This window comes from Allobosea sp. P2_A10, assembly GCF_056405115.1.
Window position 1 is genome coordinate 1 of sequence record NZ_JBFUCS010000019.1, and the last position, 15,799, is coordinate 15,799.

Annotated in this window: 16 protein-coding genes and 1 pseudogene; 12 read left to right on the forward strand and 5 right to left on the reverse strand. The window is 65.0% G+C overall.

What is annotated here, in order from left to right; translation table 11 throughout:
• Nucleotides 1-167, forward strand: a pseudogene (locus AC1DZY_RS21920) (IS630 family transposase); the annotation flags it as partial.
• Nucleotides 168-179: 12 nt separating this feature from the next.
• Here the strand turns inward: AC1DZY_RS21920 and ade are convergent.
• Nucleotides 180-1,880: an adenine deaminase gene (gene ade, locus AC1DZY_RS21925; RefSeq protein WP_476822278.1), complete on the reverse strand. Its 1,701-nt coding sequence runs from the start codon at nucleotides 1,878-1,880 to the stop codon at nucleotides 180-182.
• A gap of 257 nt (nucleotides 1,881-2,137) precedes the next feature.
• Here ade and AC1DZY_RS21930 point away from each other — a divergent pair, with 257 nt between their 5' ends.
• The 5 genes from AC1DZY_RS21930 to AC1DZY_RS21950 all read left to right on the forward strand — a co-directional run bounded on the left by AC1DZY_RS21930 (nucleotide 2,138) and on the right by AC1DZY_RS21950 (nucleotide 5,338).
• Nucleotides 2,138-2,422, forward strand: coding sequence for a GIY-YIG nuclease family protein (locus tag AC1DZY_RS21930; RefSeq protein ID WP_476822279.1), 285 nt, complete (start codon nucleotides 2,138-2,140; stop codon nucleotides 2,420-2,422).
• 24 nt (nucleotides 2,423-2,446) lie between these two features.
• Nucleotides 2,447-3,145, forward strand: a complete 699-nt coding sequence (locus AC1DZY_RS21935; RefSeq protein ID WP_476822280.1) for a metal-dependent hydrolase — start codon at nucleotides 2,447-2,449, stop codon at nucleotides 3,143-3,145.
• A 71-nt stretch (nucleotides 3,146-3,216) separates the two neighbouring features.
• Nucleotides 3,217-3,504 carry an Asp-tRNA(Asn)/Glu-tRNA(Gln) amidotransferase subunit GatC gene (gene gatC / locus AC1DZY_RS21940; protein ID WP_476822281.1) on the forward strand — a complete coding sequence of 96 codons (288 nt, stop codon included), beginning with the start codon at nucleotides 3,217-3,219 and terminating at the stop codon, nucleotides 3,502-3,504.
• 84 nt (nucleotides 3,505-3,588) lie between these two features.
• On the forward strand, nucleotides 3,589-5,103 hold the full coding sequence (gene gatA, locus AC1DZY_RS21945) for an Asp-tRNA(Asn)/Glu-tRNA(Gln) amidotransferase subunit GatA (RefSeq protein ID WP_476822282.1): 1,515 nt from the start codon (nucleotides 3,589-3,591) through the stop codon (nucleotides 5,101-5,103).
• A gap of 28 nt (nucleotides 5,104-5,131) precedes the next feature.
• Entirely contained in the window at nucleotides 5,132-5,338 is a 207-nt protein-coding gene (locus AC1DZY_RS21950) for a hypothetical protein (protein ID WP_476822283.1), read from the forward strand.
• Nucleotides 5,339-5,343: 5 nt separating this feature from the next.
• Here the strand turns inward: AC1DZY_RS21950 and AC1DZY_RS21955 are convergent, their stop codons facing one another.
• The 3 genes from AC1DZY_RS21955 to AC1DZY_RS21965 form a co-directional block, all read right to left on the reverse strand.
• Nucleotides 5,344-6,069: a glycine-rich domain-containing protein gene (locus tag AC1DZY_RS21955; protein WP_476822284.1), complete on the reverse strand. Its 726-nt coding sequence runs from the start codon at nucleotides 6,067-6,069 to the stop codon at nucleotides 5,344-5,346.
• A 42-nt stretch (nucleotides 6,070-6,111) separates the two neighbouring features.
• Nucleotides 6,112-9,303, reverse strand: coding sequence for an efflux RND transporter permease subunit (locus tag AC1DZY_RS21960; protein WP_476822285.1), 3,192 nt, complete (start codon nucleotides 9,301-9,303; stop codon nucleotides 6,112-6,114).
• A gap of 83 nt (nucleotides 9,304-9,386) precedes the next feature.
• Nucleotides 9,387-10,544 carry an efflux RND transporter periplasmic adaptor subunit gene (locus tag AC1DZY_RS21965; protein ID WP_476822286.1) on the reverse strand — a complete coding sequence of 386 codons (1,158 nt, stop codon included), beginning with the start codon at nucleotides 10,542-10,544 and terminating at the stop codon, nucleotides 9,387-9,389.
• A gap of 245 nt (nucleotides 10,545-10,789) precedes the next feature.
• Here AC1DZY_RS21965 and gatB point away from each other — a divergent pair, with 245 nt between their 5' ends.
• The 4 genes from gatB to AC1DZY_RS21985 all read left to right on the forward strand — a co-directional run bounded on the left by gatB (nucleotide 10,790) and on the right by AC1DZY_RS21985 (nucleotide 14,141).
• Nucleotides 10,790-12,286: an Asp-tRNA(Asn)/Glu-tRNA(Gln) amidotransferase subunit GatB gene (gatB, locus tag AC1DZY_RS21970; protein WP_476822287.1), complete on the forward strand. Its 1,497-nt coding sequence runs from the start codon at nucleotides 10,790-10,792 to the stop codon at nucleotides 12,284-12,286.
• Entirely contained in the window at nucleotides 12,283-12,789 is a 507-nt protein-coding gene (locus AC1DZY_RS21975; RefSeq protein ID WP_476822288.1) for an N-acetyltransferase family protein, read from the forward strand. Before gatB ends, AC1DZY_RS21975 begins: the two co-directional genes overlap by 4 nt.
• Nucleotides 12,790-12,821: 32 nt before the next feature.
• Nucleotides 12,822-13,316 carry an N-acetyltransferase family protein gene (locus tag AC1DZY_RS21980; protein ID WP_476822289.1) on the forward strand — a complete coding sequence of 165 codons (495 nt, stop codon included), beginning with the start codon at nucleotides 12,822-12,824 and terminating at the stop codon, nucleotides 13,314-13,316.
• Nucleotides 13,317-13,433: 117 nt separating this feature from the next.
• Nucleotides 13,434-14,141: a glutathione S-transferase N-terminal domain-containing protein gene (locus AC1DZY_RS21985; protein WP_476822290.1), complete on the forward strand. Its 708-nt coding sequence runs from the start codon at nucleotides 13,434-13,436 to the stop codon at nucleotides 14,139-14,141.
• Nucleotides 14,142-14,227: 86 nt separating this feature from the next.
• Here AC1DZY_RS21985 and AC1DZY_RS21990 read toward each other — a convergent pair whose 3' ends face one another.
• A complete protein-coding gene (locus AC1DZY_RS21990; protein WP_476822366.1) occupies nucleotides 14,228-14,611 on the reverse strand; it encodes a DUF2147 domain-containing protein in 384 nt (127 codons plus the stop codon).
• 362 nt (nucleotides 14,612-14,973) lie between these two features.
• Here AC1DZY_RS21990 and AC1DZY_RS21995 point away from each other — a divergent pair, with 362 nt between their 5' ends.
• Nucleotides 14,974-15,243: an SEL1-like repeat protein gene (locus tag AC1DZY_RS21995; protein ID WP_476822291.1), complete on the forward strand. Its 270-nt coding sequence runs from the start codon at nucleotides 14,974-14,976 to the stop codon at nucleotides 15,241-15,243.
• An 89-nt stretch (nucleotides 15,244-15,332) separates the two neighbouring features.
• Entirely contained in the window at nucleotides 15,333-15,755 is a 423-nt protein-coding gene (gene ndk, locus AC1DZY_RS22000; RefSeq protein ID WP_476822292.1) for a nucleoside-diphosphate kinase, read from the forward strand.
• Nucleotides 15,756-15,799: the final 44 nt, after the last annotated feature.

Sequence of the window (15,799 nt, forward strand, 5' to 3'; positions counted from 1 at the left end):
ATCTCAACCCGATCGAGATGGCCTTCGCCAAGCTCAAGGCGCACCTGCGAGCCGCCCAGGCACGAACCTTCGACGCCCTCTGGAGGGCCGTCGGAAACATCTGCGAACTCTTCTCGCCAGCCGAATGCCGAAACTTCTTCAAACACGCAGGATATGCGTATGATTAACCGTCCGATGCTCTAAACGAAATCGAACGCGTCGACATCGACCAGCCCCTTATCCGTGATCTTCAGATGCGGGATCACCGGCAAGGTCAGGAAGGCGACCTGCAGGAATGGCTCCGCCAACACGACGCCGAGCCCCTTGGCCGCTGCACGCAGCCCCTCCAGCCCGTGGCGCACTGCCTCGAAGGGCTGGTCGCTCATCAGCCCGGCCACGGGCAGCGCGAGTTCCGCGACGACCTTGCCGCTTGAGGCGACGGTAAAACCGCCGCCGGTCGCGATCAGCCGGTTCGCCGCCGCAGCCATCGAGGCCTCGTCGACGCCGACCACGCAGAGATTGTGGCTGTCATGGCCGACTGAGGAGGCGATCGCGCCGTGCTTCATCCCGAAGCCATTGACGAAGCCGGTCGCGATGCCGCCGGTTCTGCCATGGCGCTCGATCACGCTGACCTTGACGGCGTCCTGCGCGAGATCGGGCAGCGCCTCGCCATCGCGAGAGGGCAGGGCCATGCTCAATCGCTCTGTGATGATGCGGCCGTGAACCACGCCGATCACCGGCGTCTCACCCTCGCGAGCCTTTGCTCTGAAGTCCGCCGACGTCAGAGCCCGGCTTTTGACGCTGCCGAGCCCGACCGGCGCGATCTCCTGCCTGTCGGCGAACAGGGCGTCGCCGACCAGCCTGCCGCCGGCGAAGACCGCTTTGGGCCTGCAGGTCGTGAGATCGTCAAGCAGCACGATATCGGCGCGTTTGCCCGGCCCGATGAAGCCGCGATCGAACAGGCCGAAATTCCGCGCGGCCGACAGCGTGGCGACGCGGTAGGTCGCCAATACATCCGCGCCATGGGCGATGGCCGTGCGGATCATGTAATCGAGATGGCCTTCCTCGGCGATGTCGAGCGGGTTGCGATCGTCGGTGCAGAAGGCGAGGAACGGCGAGGCATCGCGCGAAATCAGCGGGATCAGCGCATGCAGATCCTTCGAGACCGAGCCTTCGCGGATCAGGATTGCCATGCCCTTGGCGAGTTTTTCGCGGGCCTCGTCTTCGGTTGTGGTCTCGTGGTCGGTGCGGATACCGGCGGCGAGATAACCGTTCAGATCCATGCCCCGCACCAGCGGCGCATGACCGTCGATATGGCGATGCGAGAAGGCTTCTAGCTTGGCGAGACAGCCTGGGTCGCGGTTCAGCACGCCGGGAAAATTCATGAACTCCGCCAGCCCGATCACCTTGGGGTGATGCATCAGCGCGACAAGATCGGCGGCTTCGAGCGCCGCGCCATTCGTTTCCAGATGCGTCGCCGGCACGCAGCTCGAAAGCTGGACGCGCAGATCCATTCGCATCGCCTCGGCGCAGCGGAGGAAATAGGCGATACCCTCGACGCCAAGCACATTGGCGATCTCATGGGGATCGCAGATCGCTGTTGTGACGCCATGGGGCAGCACGCAACGCTCGAATTCGAGCGGCGTCACCAGCGAGGACTCGACGTGGAGATGGGTGTCGATGAAGCCCGGAACGGCGATCAGCCCGGCCGCGTCGAACTCGACCTTGCCCGCGTAGCGGCCATGCGTGCCGACGATGGTATCGCCGCAGAGCGCGATATCGGTCTCGATGAGCGCGCCGGTGACGAGATCGAACAGCCTCGCGCCGCGTATGACGAGGTCGGCCGGCTCGTCGCCGCGCCCCTGCGCGATGCGGCGGGCGATGGTGGCGGCGTCGATCATTGCGTTGACTCCGTTCGGTTGAGAGTCGAATCGTGCACGTAGCCCAGAGAATTGTCGACGTGTTGGTCCACCTCGAACAATCTGCGGCGTCGTCCCGGGCAAGCGGCGCAGCCGCGCCGACCCGGGACCCATTCCAGACCATTTGCCGGCATACCGCCGCGTCGCCATTGTCCCGCTCCATGTCGAGCAGCGTTCCGGAATGGGTCCCGGGTCTACGCTGCGCTTCGCCCGGGACGAATTCGCGCTATATTGCAACGATGTGGATCTATCTTCTCGCGAGCAAACGGGGCGGCACGCTCTATGTCGGCGTGACCAATTCGCTGTCTCGACGCGTTGCCGAACACCGGGAGGGGCGCGGGTCGGAGTTTGCCGATCGCCACGGCGCGCTTCGACTCGTTTATGCAGAGAGCTTCGACGATCCCGATGAAGCTATCGCGCAGGAAAAGCGCATCAAGCATTGGCGCAGGCAATGGAAAATCGAGCTGATCGAACGCGCCAACCCCGACTGGAATGATCTATATCCGACGACGCATCTCGACTGAGCGAAAAAAATCCGGAGCCCGCGCATGAAACTCACCTGGTTCGGCCATTCCGCCTATCGCATCGATTATGACGGGGCGTCGCTGCTGATCGATCCCTTCTTTACCGGAAATCCGGCGTTCGAGGGCGATATCGCGGCGATTTCGCAGGGCGTCAGCCATATCGTCGTCACCCACGGCCATGGCGACCATGTCGGCGACACGCTCGCCATCGCCGAAGCGACCGGTGCGACGGTGGTCACCAACTATGATCTCGCCATGCACCTGGCCGCGAAGGGCCTGAAGAGCTTCCAGCCGATGAACACGGGCGGCAGCATCGATCTCGGCCCGTTCAGCGTCGCGCTGGTCCGTGCCGATCATTCGGCCGGCATGGGCGAGGGCGGCGTCAACGTCCCGGTCGGCAACGCCAATGGCGCGATCGTCAAGGCCAGGGGCGAAAAGACGCTCTGGCACATGGGCGACACCGACATCTTCTCCGACATGGCGCTGATCAGCGAGATCCATGACGTCGAGATCTGCATCTGTCCGATCGGCGACCGCTTCACCATGGGCGGAAAGACCGCCGCGCTGGCGATGACGCGCTTCGTCAAGCCGGCCATCGCGATCCCCTGCCATTACGGCACCTTCCCGATCATCGACCAGAACGCCGACGCCTTCGTCGCCGGTCTCGCGGGCAGCCAGATCAAGGCTCTTGTCCCGGCGAAGGGCGAGGCCGTCACCCTTTGATGAGAAGTCATTGCTGACTTGCCCGTTTGCCCGCGCTATAGCGCGGGCAAATCAATTTTCAGGAGCCCGCCATGTCGGTCGATCTCGCCACCGTCAAGCGCGTCGCGCATCTCGCGCGCATCTCCGTTCCGGAGGCGGACCTGCCCAGGCTGCAAGGTGAGCTCAACGCCATCCTCGGCTTCGTCGAGCAGTTGAATGAGGTCGATGTCGATGGTGTCGAGCCGATGACCTCGGTGACGCCGATGGCGATGACGCAGCGGGCCGACATCGTCGACGACGGCGAGATCGCCGATCGCATCGTCGCCAACGCGCCGGCCTCAGAGGACAACTACTTCATGGTGCCGAAGGTGATCGAGTGAGCGGTTGAAGCGCTCATTCGACCGCCTCGGACGCAGCAAACGCGATCCGGGGTCTTCGCCCGTATGCAGAACCGGAATTCTCCCGTGACCGATCTCACCAGCCTGACCCTGACCGAAGCCCGCGACGGGCTGAAGGCCAAGACGTTCTCCTCGACGGAGATCACCAAGGCCCATATCGCCGCCGTCGAGAAGGCGCGCGCGCTCAACGCCTATATCCTTGAGACGCCTGAGCATGCGCTGAAGCAGGCCGAGGCCTCCGATGCGAAACTGGCGAAAGGCGAGGGCGGTCCGCTCGAGGGCCTGCCGCTGGGCATCAAGGACCTGTTCGCCACGAAGGGTATTCGCACCACGGCCTGCTCGAAAATCCTTGGCAATTTCGTGCCGCCTTACGAGTCGACGGTGTCGGGCCAGCTCTGGCGCGACGGTGCGGTCATGCTCGGCAAGCTCAACAATGACGAGTTCGCCATGGGCTCGTCGAACGAGACCTCGGCCTTCGGCAACGTCGTCAATCCGTGGCGCAGGACAGGCTCCAATGTCGGGGCGGGGGGAACGGGTTCGGTCGAGGGCAACCACCTCGTGCCCGGTGGCTCGTCTGGCGGATCGGCCTCGGCTGTCGCCGCGGGCTTGTGCCTCGCCGCGACCGCGACCGATACCGGCGGCTCGATCCGCCAGCCCGCCGCCTTCACCGGCACGGTGGGCATCAAGCCGACTTATGGCCGCTGCTCGCGCTGGGGTATCGTCGCCTTCGCCTCCTCGCTCGACCAGGCCGGGCCGATCGGCAAGACGGTGCGCGACTGCGCCGCGATGCTGCGCTCGATGGCGGGCCACGATCCCAAGGATACCACCTCCGTCGACATGGCGGTGCCGGACTACGAGAAGGCCGTCGGCCGCTCGGTCAAGGGCATGAAGATCGGCATCCCGAAAGAATACCGGCTCGACGGGCTCAATGCCGAGATCGAGACGCTCTGGCAGCAGGGGATCGCCTGGCTGAAGGCGGCCGGGGCCGAGATCGTCGATATCTCGCTGCCGCACACGAAATACGCCCTGCCGGCCTACTATATCGTCGCGCCGGCCGAGGCCTCGTCCAATCTCGCTCGCTATGACGGCGTCCGCTACGGCCTGCGCGAGCAGGGCCGCGATATCGTCGAGATGTATGAGAGGACCCGCGCCGAAGGTTTTGGCGCAGAGGTCAAGCGCCGCATCATGATCGGCACCTATGTGCTCTCGGCCGGCTATTACGACGCCTATTATCTCAAGGCGCAGAAGGTCCGCACCCTGATCAAGCGCGATTTCGACGAGGCCTATGCGGCCGGCATAGACGCCGTGCTGACGCCTGCGACGCCATCGGCCGCCTTCGGCATCGGCGAGAAGGGCTCGGCCGATCCTGTCGAGATGTATCTCAACGACATCTTCACGGTGACGGTGAACATGGCCGGCCTGCCGGGCATCGCCGTGCCGGCCGGGCTGGATGCGCAGGGGCTGCCGCTCGGCCTGCAACTGATTGGCCGGCCCTTCGACGAGGAGACACTGTTTGCGCTCGGGCAGGTCATCGAGGACGCGGCTGGACGCTTCAAGGTCGGTGAGCGCTGGTGGGGCTGACTGGCCGCAACGCAGTCGCGGCCCGGTGATGATCGTCAGCCGCGCTCTGGGTTGGGCCTGTCTGACGTTCCTGTGCTGGGCTCTCGCGGCCGTCGCGGCGTTGCTGGTCGTTCTGGTGATCGTTCAGCATCTGCGTGGTGACGACGCGGCGCAGCCGATGGTGCATCTGGCTGCCGGCGCGATTTCACTGGGTCTGGCCTGGCTTTGTCGCGCGCTGGCGACGCGCCTGATCTAGCGCACTCAATCGCCTCCGCCGCCACCGCAGCCGCCACCCCCGCTATCTCCTCCACCACCGCTGTCGCCGCCGCCATCGCTGCTGCTGCTGTCCGAACTGCTGCTGTCGCTAAGACCGTCGGTGCCGCCATCATAGCTGCTGCTCGAGAAATCGCCGCCGCATTGCGAGCCGGCGTCGCCATTGCGCCTGAGCGCCGCGCAATTGGGGTAGTAGCGATAGCCGCCGGGGATGTTCAGCTTGACGTCGAGCGCGAAGAGCAGAGGCAGCCGCGAGGGCAGATGCGGGTTGATGCTGTCCTCGCGGCAGCAATACCGCCAGATGCGTCGCAGGCCGGAATTGTCCTTCTTGGCTCCCTCCGCCAGCACGACGGCCGGCGTATGGTGCAGGAAGCTGCCGAACGCCTCCTTGCAGAACTCCTGATAGGCTCGGGTGTAGAGGATGAACTCGTGCCAGAGGTCGTCTGCGGCCTGCGAGGGCATCGCGACATAGCGCTGGCCGCAGTTGAGATAGGCCAGGAAGAACTGGCGCAAGGCCTGCGCGACGAGCGCCGTCTCCTTGCGGGTGAAGCCCTTGTGATGGGCCGCCAGTTTGTCGAGCAGGCCTGGCGGCCATGTGTAGCGGCGGATGTATTCGGCGCGCTTCATCCGGCGATAGGCCGGCAGGATCACCAACGCGCCGACGAGGCAGCCGGCGAGCGCCAGGCCGAGAACGACCGAAAGCAATCCCGTCATGAAAACCCCTCCGAAACGGTTGGCCGTCGCGGAGGGATCAGATCACGGGTGCGTGGCCGACGCATCCCCGTGCGGTATGGGTTCGGGCTTCTTCTTTTCAAATAGCCCGGCGAGCCAGCGCACCATCACATAGAACACCGGGGTGAAGATCAGGCCAAACAGCGTCACGCCGATCATGCCCGAGAACACCGCGACGCCGAGCACCTGGCGCATCTCCGCACCGGCGCCGATCGAGATCGTCAGCGGCAGCACGCCGAGAATGAAGGCGAGCGAGGTCATCAGGATCGGCCGCAGCCGGGTCTTTGCCGCTGCAATCGCAGCCTCGCGCCGGGTCATGCCCTCGTCCTCGGCCTGCTTGGCGAACTCGACGATCAGGATCGCGTTCTTCGCGGCGAGGCCGACCAGCACGACGAGGCCGATATCGACCAGCACGTTGCGGTCAAAACCCTTGTAGCCGACGCCGATCATCGCCGCGAGAATACACATCGGCACGATCAGGATGACCGCGAGCGGCAGGGTCCAGCTTTCGTAGAGCGCCGCCAGCAGCAGGAAGACGAACACTACGGCAAGGCCGAAGGCGATGACCGCCGTGTTGCCGGCGAGCTTCTCCTGCAGAGCGATCTCGGTCCATTCGAACCCGAACCCGGCTGGCAGCACCTCGCTCGCGATCTTCTCCACCGCCGCGATGCCCTGACCGGTCGAGTAGCCGCGTGCCATCGACATCTGCACCTCGGCTGCGGGGTAGAGATTGTAGCGCGGCACGCGATAGGCGCCGGTCGTGTCGGAGAAGGTCGCGACGGAGCCGATCGGCACCATCTCGCCGTCGGCATTGCGTGTCTTCAGGGCCGCGACGTCGCGAATGTCGATCCGATAAGGATTATCGGCCTGCGCCGTCACCCGGAAGGTGCGGCCGAGGATGTTGAAATCGTTGACATAGGCCGAACCCATATAGACCGAGAGCGTCTCGAACACCCGGGTCACCGGCACGCCGAGCATTTCGGCCTTGGTCCGATCGATATCGGCGTAGATCTGCGGCGTCTTGGTCGAGAACAGGGTGAAGGGTTGCTGGATGCCGGGAGAGCGCGCGGCGGTGCCAGCCACGGCCCAGGTCGCGCCTTCGAGCGCCGGCAAGCCGCGCCCGCTGCGATCCTGGACATAACCTTTCAGACCGCCGCCGGTGCCGATGCCGGGAACGGCCGGAGGCTCGATCACCAGGGCGAAGGCTTCGCTGATCTGGAAAAGCTGACCACGCAGGTCCGCCAGCAGGCCCTGCGTCGTGAGGCCGGCCTTGGCCCGTTCCTTGAAGTCGGAGAGTGTGACGAACATCACGCCGGCATTGGGCGCCAGAGTGAAAGTCGCCCCGTCAAGGCCGGCGAAGGCGACGATGTGAGCGACGCCGGGCCGTTTCAGGAGCATGTCCGTCGCGCGGCGCATGACCTCGTCGGTTCGCGGCAGGGACGAGCCTGCCGGCAACTGCACGACGGCGATGAAGTAGCCTCGGTCGAGCTGAGGGACCAGACCCGTTGGGATCGAGGCGAGGCGCTGGCCCGCGATCGCGATCAGGGCGGCATAGACCAGCAGCATCAATACGCTGACGCGGATCAGGCGCGAAGTGGCCGCGCCGTAACCGCGCGAGAGCCAGTCGAAGACCTTGTTGAAATATTTGAAGAACCAGCGCAGCGGCGCGCCGAGCGCCGCGAAGAAGCCCTTGGGCTTCTCATGGCTGTGAGGCTTCAGCAGGATCGCCGAGAGCGCCGGCGACAGCGTCAGCGAGACGAAGCAGGAGATGATGGTCGAGGCCGCGATCGTCACGGCGAACTGCTGGTAGAACGTGCCCTGCAGGCCGGTGATGAAGGCGGTCGGAATGAACACCGCGCACAGCACGAGCGCGATCGCGAGCAGGGCGCCGCCGACTTCGTCCATCGTCTTGTGCGCCGCGTCCTTGGCGTTCATGCCCTGCGCCAGATAGCGTTCGACGTTCTCGACCACGACGATCGCGTCATCGACCACGATGCCGATGGCCAGCACCAGTGCGAGCAGCGAGATCGTATTGAAGGAAATCCCGACCGCGCTCATGACGAGGAAGGTGCCGACCAGCGAAACCGGAATCGCGATGATCGGGATAATTGCGGCCCGCCAGGTCTGCAGGAACAGGATGACGACGATGACGACGAGCACGACCGCCTCAAGCAGCGTCTGCACGACGGCGGAGACGGATTCCGCGATGAACTCCGTCGGGTTGTAGACGATCGTATGTTCGACGCCGGACGGGAAATCTTTCGACAGCGTCTGCATCGTCTTGATCAGCGTCTCGGCGGTCGTCAGCGCGTTCGAGCCGGGGCGCTGGAAGACGGCGATCGCGACCGCCTCCTTGTTGTCGAGATAGGAGTTGGACAGATAATCCTGCGCGCCGAGTTCGACTCGGGCGATATCGCGGACACGGACCGTGCCGCCACCCACATCCGAACGGACCACGATGTTGTAGAACTCGTCGATGCTGGTCAGGCGGCCGAGCGTGTTGACGGAAAGCTGGAACGCGCCATCCGATTTCGCGGGCGGCTGATTGATTGCGCCGGCTGCGACCTGCACGTTGGCGGCGCGGATCGCGGTGACGACATCGCCAGCCGTCAGGTTCCGCGCGGCGACCTTGGCCGGGTCGAGCCAGACGCGCATCGAATAGTCGCGTGCGCCGAAAACCTGGACGTTGCCGACGCCGTCGACGCGCGTCAGCACGTCCTTCACGTTGAGCGTCGTGTAGTTCGAGACGTATTGCTGGTCGCGCGAGCCGTCTCGCGACAGCATGTGGATGACCATCAGAAAGTCCGGCGAGGCCTTGCGGACCTGCAGGCCGAGCGTCCGCACATCCTGCGGCAGGCGCGGCTCGGCTGCCGAAACGCGGTTCTGCACCAGCACCTGCGCCTGGTCGACATCCGTGCCGGCCTTGAACACGACGTTGATCGTGACGCGCCCGTCGCCGGTCGACTGCGACGAAATATAGAGCATGTCGTCAACGCCGTTGACCTCCTGCTCGATCGGGGCTGCGACGGTCGAGGCGACGACTTCCGCGGAGGCGCCCGGATAGGTCGCGCTGATCGTCACGGTCGGCGGCGCGATCTCGGGATATTCGGCGATCGGCAGACCGCGCTGCGCGATCGCGCCGGCGATCGTCAGCAGGATCGAGAGAACGGTCGCGAAGATCGGTCGGTCGATGAAGAAATGGGCAAAGCGAAACATGATTGGGTCCTGGCCGGGAGGGCAGGGCGAACGGATAATACCGTCCGCATCCGTTGATGAAAGTGTGGGCTGTCAGGGCCTCGTCAGTTGGTCGTGGCGACCTTGATCTCGCCGGGCTGCGGCGTGACGGTCGCGCCGGGCCGCACCATCGGGCTGGCGAGCCCGTTGATGATGACCTTGTCGTCCTTCGTCAGCCCGCTGGTGATGACGCGAAGGCCCTCGGTGATCTGGCCGAGCGTGACCGGCTTGGGCACGACCTTGTTGTCGGCGCCCACCGTCAGCACGATCTTGCTGGCCTGGTCGGAGACGATCACGGCGTCGGGGACGAGAAGCGCATCGACCTCGCCGGCATAGAGACGCAGCCGCCCGAATGTGCCCGGCGTCAGGAACTGGTCCTTGTTGGCGAACACGGCGCGACCGCGGATCGTGCCGGAGCGGGCATTTAGCGCGTTGTCGACGAAGTCGATCTTGCCCCGGCGCTTCCACTCGCGCTCGTCGGAGAGCCGGACTTCGGCAGGGCTGCCTTCTTCCCGGTTGGTGACCTTGCGCAGGTCGCCGGTCAGGCGCGAATAGCGCAGATAATCGGCTTCCGAGGCGTCGAAGACGAAGTTGATCGGATCGACCGCGACGATGGTCGTCAGCAGCGTCGCGCCCGACTGGCCGCCGGCGATCAGGTTGCCGGGGTCGACGCGCCGGTTCGAGATGCGGCCCGCCAGCGGGGCGCGCACCTGCGTCCATTCCAGATTGAGCTCGGCGGTCTTCAGATTGGCGTCGGCGCCCTGCTGCTGGCCGATCGCGCTGTTGAGGTTGGCGCGGCGCTGGTCGATGTCGCGGGCCGTGATGGTCCGGTTCTGGGTCAAGCCCTCGGCACGCTCGACCTCGTTCTGGGCGAGCTCGACCTGCGCCTTGGCGCGCACCACCTCGGCACGGGCGGCGTCGGCGGACAGCCGATAGGGCCGCGGATCGATGGTGAAGAGCAGATCACCCTTCTTGACCAGGTCGCCATCGCGGAAATGCAGGGAGTCGAGGAAGCCCGAGACGCGCGCGCGCACCTCTACCTGCTCGCTGGCCTCGAAACGCCCGGTGTATTCGTCCCAGTTGGTGACCCGCTTGGCGAGCGGGGCGGCGATCTGGACCGGCGGGGCTGGCGGAGCCCCCTGAGCCAGAACGGCGCCGGATGTCAGAGCGAGTGCGGTCAACTGGACAACGAGCGCCAGACCTGAAGAGCGGCGGCTTGGCATGGGAAACTCCGGATGGCAGGGCCGGCGCAACCTGTGGAGGTTTCCGGGCGTGGCCGCAACAGAAGGGCGACGCTGACGATTGTCAAGATCCATCAGTCGACAGCCCGGCGAAACATAGGCAGATAAGCAACAACGCGGCCAGCAGGTGACAGGATCGCGACGGAGGCGCGCCCTGACGGAGCTTGCCGCCCGCGTTCCGAAATCGTAACCGTCAGGCCAGCCATTCGAGTTTTGGAACACGTCAGATGAACGCGCATGTCCGTCCCGCCGATCCCCGGAAGCTGATCAAGGGCGCCACCGGCGACTGGGAAGTCGTGGTCGGCATGGAAATCCATGCGCAGGTTACCTCCAATGCCAAGCTCTTCTCGGGCGCCTCGACTGGCTTCGGCGCCGAACCCAACGCCCATGTCAGCCTCGTCGACGCCGCCATGCCCGGCATGCTGCCGGTGATCAACGCCGAATGCGTCCGACAGGCTGTCCGCACCGGATTGGGCCTCAACGCGCAGATCAACAACCGTTCGGTTTTCGACCGCAAGAACTACTTCTATCCCGATCTGCCCCAGGGTTACCAGATCAGCCAGTACAAAAGCCCGATCGTCGGCGAAGGCGAGATCGTCATCGATCTCTCTCCGACCGAGCAGATCACGGTCGGTATCGAACGGCTGCATCTGGAGCAGGATGCCGGCAAGTCGATCCACGACCAGCATCCGACGATGAGCTTCGTCGATCTGAATCGCTCGGGCGTGGCGCTGATGGAGATCGTCTCGCGGCCGGATTTGCGCTCGGCCGAGGAGGCGCGCGCTTTCGTCACCAAGCTGCGCACCATCCTGCGCTATCTCGGCACCTGCGATGGCGACATGGAGAAGGGCAATCTGCGCGCAGACGTCAACGTCTCCGTGCGAAAGCCCGGCGCCGAACTTGGCACGCGCTGCGAGATCAAGAACGTCAACTCGATCCGCTTCATCGGCCAGGCCGTCGATGTCGAGGCGCGCCGCCAGATCGGCATCATCGAGGATGGCGGCAAAATCGATCAGGAGACGCGGCTCTACGACCCGGCCAAATCCGAGACCCGCTCGATGCGCTCCAAGGAAGAAGCGCATGACTACCGCTACTTCCCCGATCCAGACCTGCTGCCGCTGGAGTTCAGCGACGCCTTCGTGGCCGAGCTGAAGACGCATCTGCCTGAGTTGCCGGACGCCAAGAAGGCGCGCCTCATCGCCGACTATGGGCTTTCGCCCTATGACGCCTCGGTGCTCGTCGCCGAGCGCGAGCAGGCTGATTATTTCGAGGCTGTTGCCAAGCCTGAAGGAAAGACCGGCCGCGACGGCAAGGCCGCCGCGAACTGGGTCATCAACGAGCTTTTCGGCCGTCTCAACAAGGAAGGCCATAGCGTCGAGACCTCGCCCGTTTCGGCGGCGCAGCTCGGCGGGCTCGTCGACCTGATTGGCGAAGGCGTCATCTCCGGCCGCATCGCCAAGGACCTGTTCGAGATCCTCTGGTCGGAAGGCGGTGATCCGCGCGCCATCGTCGAGGCTCGCGGCATGAAGCAGGTCACCGATACCGGCGCGATCGAGAAGGCTGTGGACGAGCTGATCGCCGCCAATCCCGACAAGGTCGAGCAGGTCAAGCTCAAGCCGAGCATGCTGGGCTGGTTCGTCGGCCAGGCGATGAAGGCGTCCGGCGGCAAGGCCAACCCGCAGGCGCTGAACGAGATCCTGAAAGCCAAGCTGGGCATCGAGTGACGCCAGACGGTCTCATCATCCGCGACGCCGAAGCCGCCGATCTGCCGGCGGTACGAGGCCTGCTGGTCGAGACCTGGCATGCGACCTATGACGGCATCTATGGCTGGCGGCGTGTCGCCGAGATCACCAACGCCTGGCACTCGCTCGATAACCTGACCGCACAGCTCGGCCGCGACAGCGGCGCCTTCCTGATCGCGCTGGTCGGCGACGAGATCATCGCGACATCGTCGGCCCGGCTCGAGCCGGATCGCGCCGCACTGCTGACGCGGCTTTACGTGCTGCCGCAATATCAGGGCGTCGGCGTCGGTCGGACCCTGTTGCAGGTGACGCTGGCCTGTTTTCCGCAGGCTCCGGTGGCGCGACTGGAAGTCGAGAGCCAGAACGAGCCGGCGATCGTCTTCTACGAGCGCATGGGCTTCTTCCTGCAGCGCCAGGCCCGCTTCGACGGGCGCGACGACACGCCCAACACATTGCTGATGGCCAAGCGGCTTTTCGCCGAATGAGCCCGCCCCGATAGCCGCCGGAAAGGCAGACCATGAGCCGCGACCGCGTCACCGAAACTGAGATCACGATCCGTGAGGCGGTTCTCGACGATGTGCCGCGCGTCGCCAGTCTGATCATGCAGGGTGCGGCGCGTCAGGCGAAAACGGCTGACGAGATCGCGACCGAGGTCGTCCATCCTGCTTATCGCGAGGCCTTCGCCGAGATCGCTGCGAGCCCGCACAACGCGCTCTTCGTCGCCGAGCGGAGCGGCGTGGTGGTCGGCACCTATCAGCTTACCCTGATCCCCGGTCTCGCCGCGCGCGGTCGCAAGCGCGGCAAGGTCGAGAGCGTCCACGTCGCGCCGGAGTGCCGGGGGCTGGGCATCGGCGGCGTCATGATGCGCCACGCGGTCGCGGTCGCCAAAGCCAGAGGGGTCGGCCTGCTCGAACTGACCTCCGACAAGGCGCGCACGGACGCGCATCGCTTTTATGTCAATCTCGGCTTTGCGCAGAGCCATGAGGGTTTCAAGCTTTCGCTCGATGGCTGAAAGCACGCGCCTTCACGACATGGCGAGCCGGCTCGGGAAGCAGCCCGGCGCTCTTTCGGGCGGGGCCGGGGCCGCCTACACCTGCCGCCACAGTCCACCGGCGACAGGATGCACACCATGCCCGCGACCCAAACCAAGCCGATCGAGCTTTACTACTGGCCGACGCCAAACGGCTGGAAGATCTCGATCATGCTGGAGGAGTGCGGGCTGCCCTACACCATGATTCCGGTGAACATCGGCAAGGGCGAGCAGTTCAAGCCGGAATTCCTGGCGATTTCGCCCAACAACCGCATGCCCGCGATCGTCGATCCCGAGGGTCCCGACGGCGAGTCGATCTCGGTCTTCGAATCCGGCGCGATCCTCCAGTATCTCGGCCGCAAGACCGGGACATTCTATCCAACGGACGAGCGCGGCCGGGTCGAGGTCGATGAGTGGCTGTTCTGGCAGATGGGCGGCTTTGGCCCGATGCTCGGCCAGACCCACCATTTCCGGCTCTATGCGCCAGAGCCCGTGCCCTATGCCATCGAGCGCTACACCAACGAGTCCAACCGGCTCTACGGCGTACTGAACAAGCGTCTGGCGGGCCGCGACTATATCTGCGGCGCGTATTCCATCGCCGACATGGCCTGCATCGGTTGGTCCAGGGGCTGGGAGCGCCAGGGCCAGGACATCAAGCAGTTCCCCCATGTCGAGCGCTGGCTTGCGACGATGGCGGCCCGCCCGGCGGTGCAGCGCGGGCTGGCGGTGGCGGCCGAACTGCGCTCGCCGCCAGCGCAGCGCACGCCCGAGGAACACGCGATCCTGTTTGGCCAGAAGGCGCGCTGAAACGTCGGATTGTCATGCCCGGGCTTAGCCCGGGCCGTCCGGCAGGCGATCCTCGGGTCAAGCCCGAGGATGACGTCACGTGTATGTCAGTTCGCCCGCGACCACTTCACCGAGCGGCAGATCAACCCGCCGAGCACGCAGCCCGAGGTCGTCAGCGTGTCGCCAGCCAGCGTCATCGTGCCCGAATAGGTCTTGCCGTCTTCCGGGTTGAAGGCGCTGCCGCTCCATTTGCCGGCTCCCGCCGGCTTCATGTCGTAGAAGATGCGCTGGCCGATTTTGGCCGGGCCGTCCGTTTCCTTGAGCCAGGCGAGCGTGCCGCACATCGCTTCGCCGCATTTGGCGAAGCGCACACGCGAGGCGCCGGTGTCGCGCAGCCAGGTGCCGGTGACATCCTGCGCCAGCACGGGCGCGGTCGCCGCCAGGGCCAGGCCGACGCCCGATAGCGCGGCCAAAAAGACCTTCGATCGCATTTGCATCTCAATCCTCCCTTGTCCGACCAGCTATGCTGCATGGTTCAGACATGAACCATATCGCGGAATGCGGCGGCTTCCAAGCTACCGCAGCGACAGCGACAGGACTTGCTTCTGCGAGCCAAGGTGAACGCACCGTCAACGCGTTCCCTTGCATTCGCTTCGTGAGTCTTTGAAAAGAAAACGTTTTTCGCCTCGCGACGATGAATCGATCGTTGATTTAACCAGGCGATTACATCTCGTAGAGCTTCGATTCATCTCGAATTTTAGCGCTGCCTTTAAGGCCTGCGGCCAAATCTCGTCCTCACAAGCCGGGGCCTTGGACGGGTGGCCGGCGATAACGAAACAAGAGGGTGGTTGTCATGGCACGCATGGAAATGAGCGCGATCCCGGCTTCGCTGGTGATCCCGACTGAAGCCTCCGCCGAGGCTTATTATGAACTCGGACTGATGTATGCGGTCGGCCGCAACCAGCCGGTCGATCTCGTCGCGGCCCAGAAATGGTTCAATGTCGCGATGGCCCGTGGCTGCAGCCGCGCCGCCGCTCACCGCCAGGAACTGGCACTCGAGATGACGCGCGATGAGGTCGCCGAAGCTCTTCGCGAGGCCCGCCGCTTCCTGACCCGCCACTGAGGTTCGCCTGAAAAGCCATCCGCCTTGTGGGGCGGGGAGGGTGCCGCTATAAGCGCGCCGAATTCCCCGAGATCCCCAAGGATATACCGATGGCTGTCCAGCGTACCTTTTCCATTCTCAAGCCCGACGCGACCAAGCGCAATCTCACCGGCGCGGTCAACGCGGTCATCGAGAAGGCGGGCCTGCGCATCGTCGCGCAGAAGCGCATCCAGATGACCAAGGCCCAGGCCGAGACCTTCTACGCGGTCCATTCGGCGCGGCCGTTCTTCGGCGAGCTCGTCGAGTTCATGACGTCGGGCCCCGTGGTCGTGCAGGTTCTCGAGGGCGAGAACGCCATCGCGACCTATCGCGAGGTGATGGGCGCCACCAACCCGGCCAATGCGGCCGAGGGTACGATCCGCAAGCTGTTCGCGCAGTCGGTCGGCGAGAACACCGCCCATGGCTCCGATGCGCCGGAAGCCGCCGTGATCGAGATCGCGCAGTTCTTCTCCGGCAACGAGATCGTCGGCTGAGTTTTCCCGGCCAGCGATCATGTCGCCGTTGTGAAGGCGGGCCG

Bases quoted from the DNA above. Each gene is read 5' to 3' on its own strand.
- ade (WP_476822278.1), bottom strand. From the start codon at position 1,880: ATGATCGACGCCGCCACCATCGCCCGCCGCATCGCGCAGGGGCGCGGC.
- AC1DZY_RS21930 (WP_476822279.1), top strand. From the start codon at position 2,138: ATGTGGATCTATCTTCTCGCGAGCAAACGGGGCGGCACGCTCTATGTC.
- AC1DZY_RS21935 (WP_476822280.1), top strand. From the start codon at position 2,447: ATGAAACTCACCTGGTTCGGCCATTCCGCCTATCGCATCGATTATGAC.
- gatC (WP_476822281.1), top strand. From the start codon at position 3,217: ATGTCGGTCGATCTCGCCACCGTCAAGCGCGTCGCGCATCTCGCGCGC.
- AC1DZY_RS21950 (WP_476822283.1), top strand. From the start codon at position 5,132: ATGATCGTCAGCCGCGCTCTGGGTTGGGCCTGTCTGACGTTCCTGTGC.
- AC1DZY_RS21955 (WP_476822284.1), bottom strand. From the start codon at position 6,069: ATGACGGGATTGCTTTCGGTCGTTCTCGGCCTGGCGCTCGCCGGCTGC.
- AC1DZY_RS21960 (WP_476822285.1), bottom strand. From the start codon at position 9,303: ATGTTTCGCTTTGCCCATTTCTTCATCGACCGACCGATCTTCGCGACC.
- AC1DZY_RS21965 (WP_476822286.1), bottom strand. From the start codon at position 10,544: ATGCCAAGCCGCCGCTCTTCAGGTCTGGCGCTCGTTGTCCAGTTGACC.
- gatB (WP_476822287.1), top strand. From the start codon at position 10,790: ATGAACGCGCATGTCCGTCCCGCCGATCCCCGGAAGCTGATCAAGGGC.
- AC1DZY_RS21980 (WP_476822289.1), top strand. From the start codon at position 12,822: ATGAGCCGCGACCGCGTCACCGAAACTGAGATCACGATCCGTGAGGCG.
- AC1DZY_RS21985 (WP_476822290.1), top strand. From the start codon at position 13,434: ATGCCCGCGACCCAAACCAAGCCGATCGAGCTTTACTACTGGCCGACG.
- AC1DZY_RS21990 (WP_476822366.1), bottom strand. From the start codon at position 14,611: ATGCGATCGAAGGTCTTTTTGGCCGCGCTATCGGGCGTCGGCCTGGCC.
- AC1DZY_RS21995 (WP_476822291.1), top strand. From the start codon at position 14,974: ATGGCACGCATGGAAATGAGCGCGATCCCGGCTTCGCTGGTGATCCCG.
- ndk (WP_476822292.1), top strand. From the start codon at position 15,333: ATGGCTGTCCAGCGTACCTTTTCCATTCTCAAGCCCGACGCGACCAAG.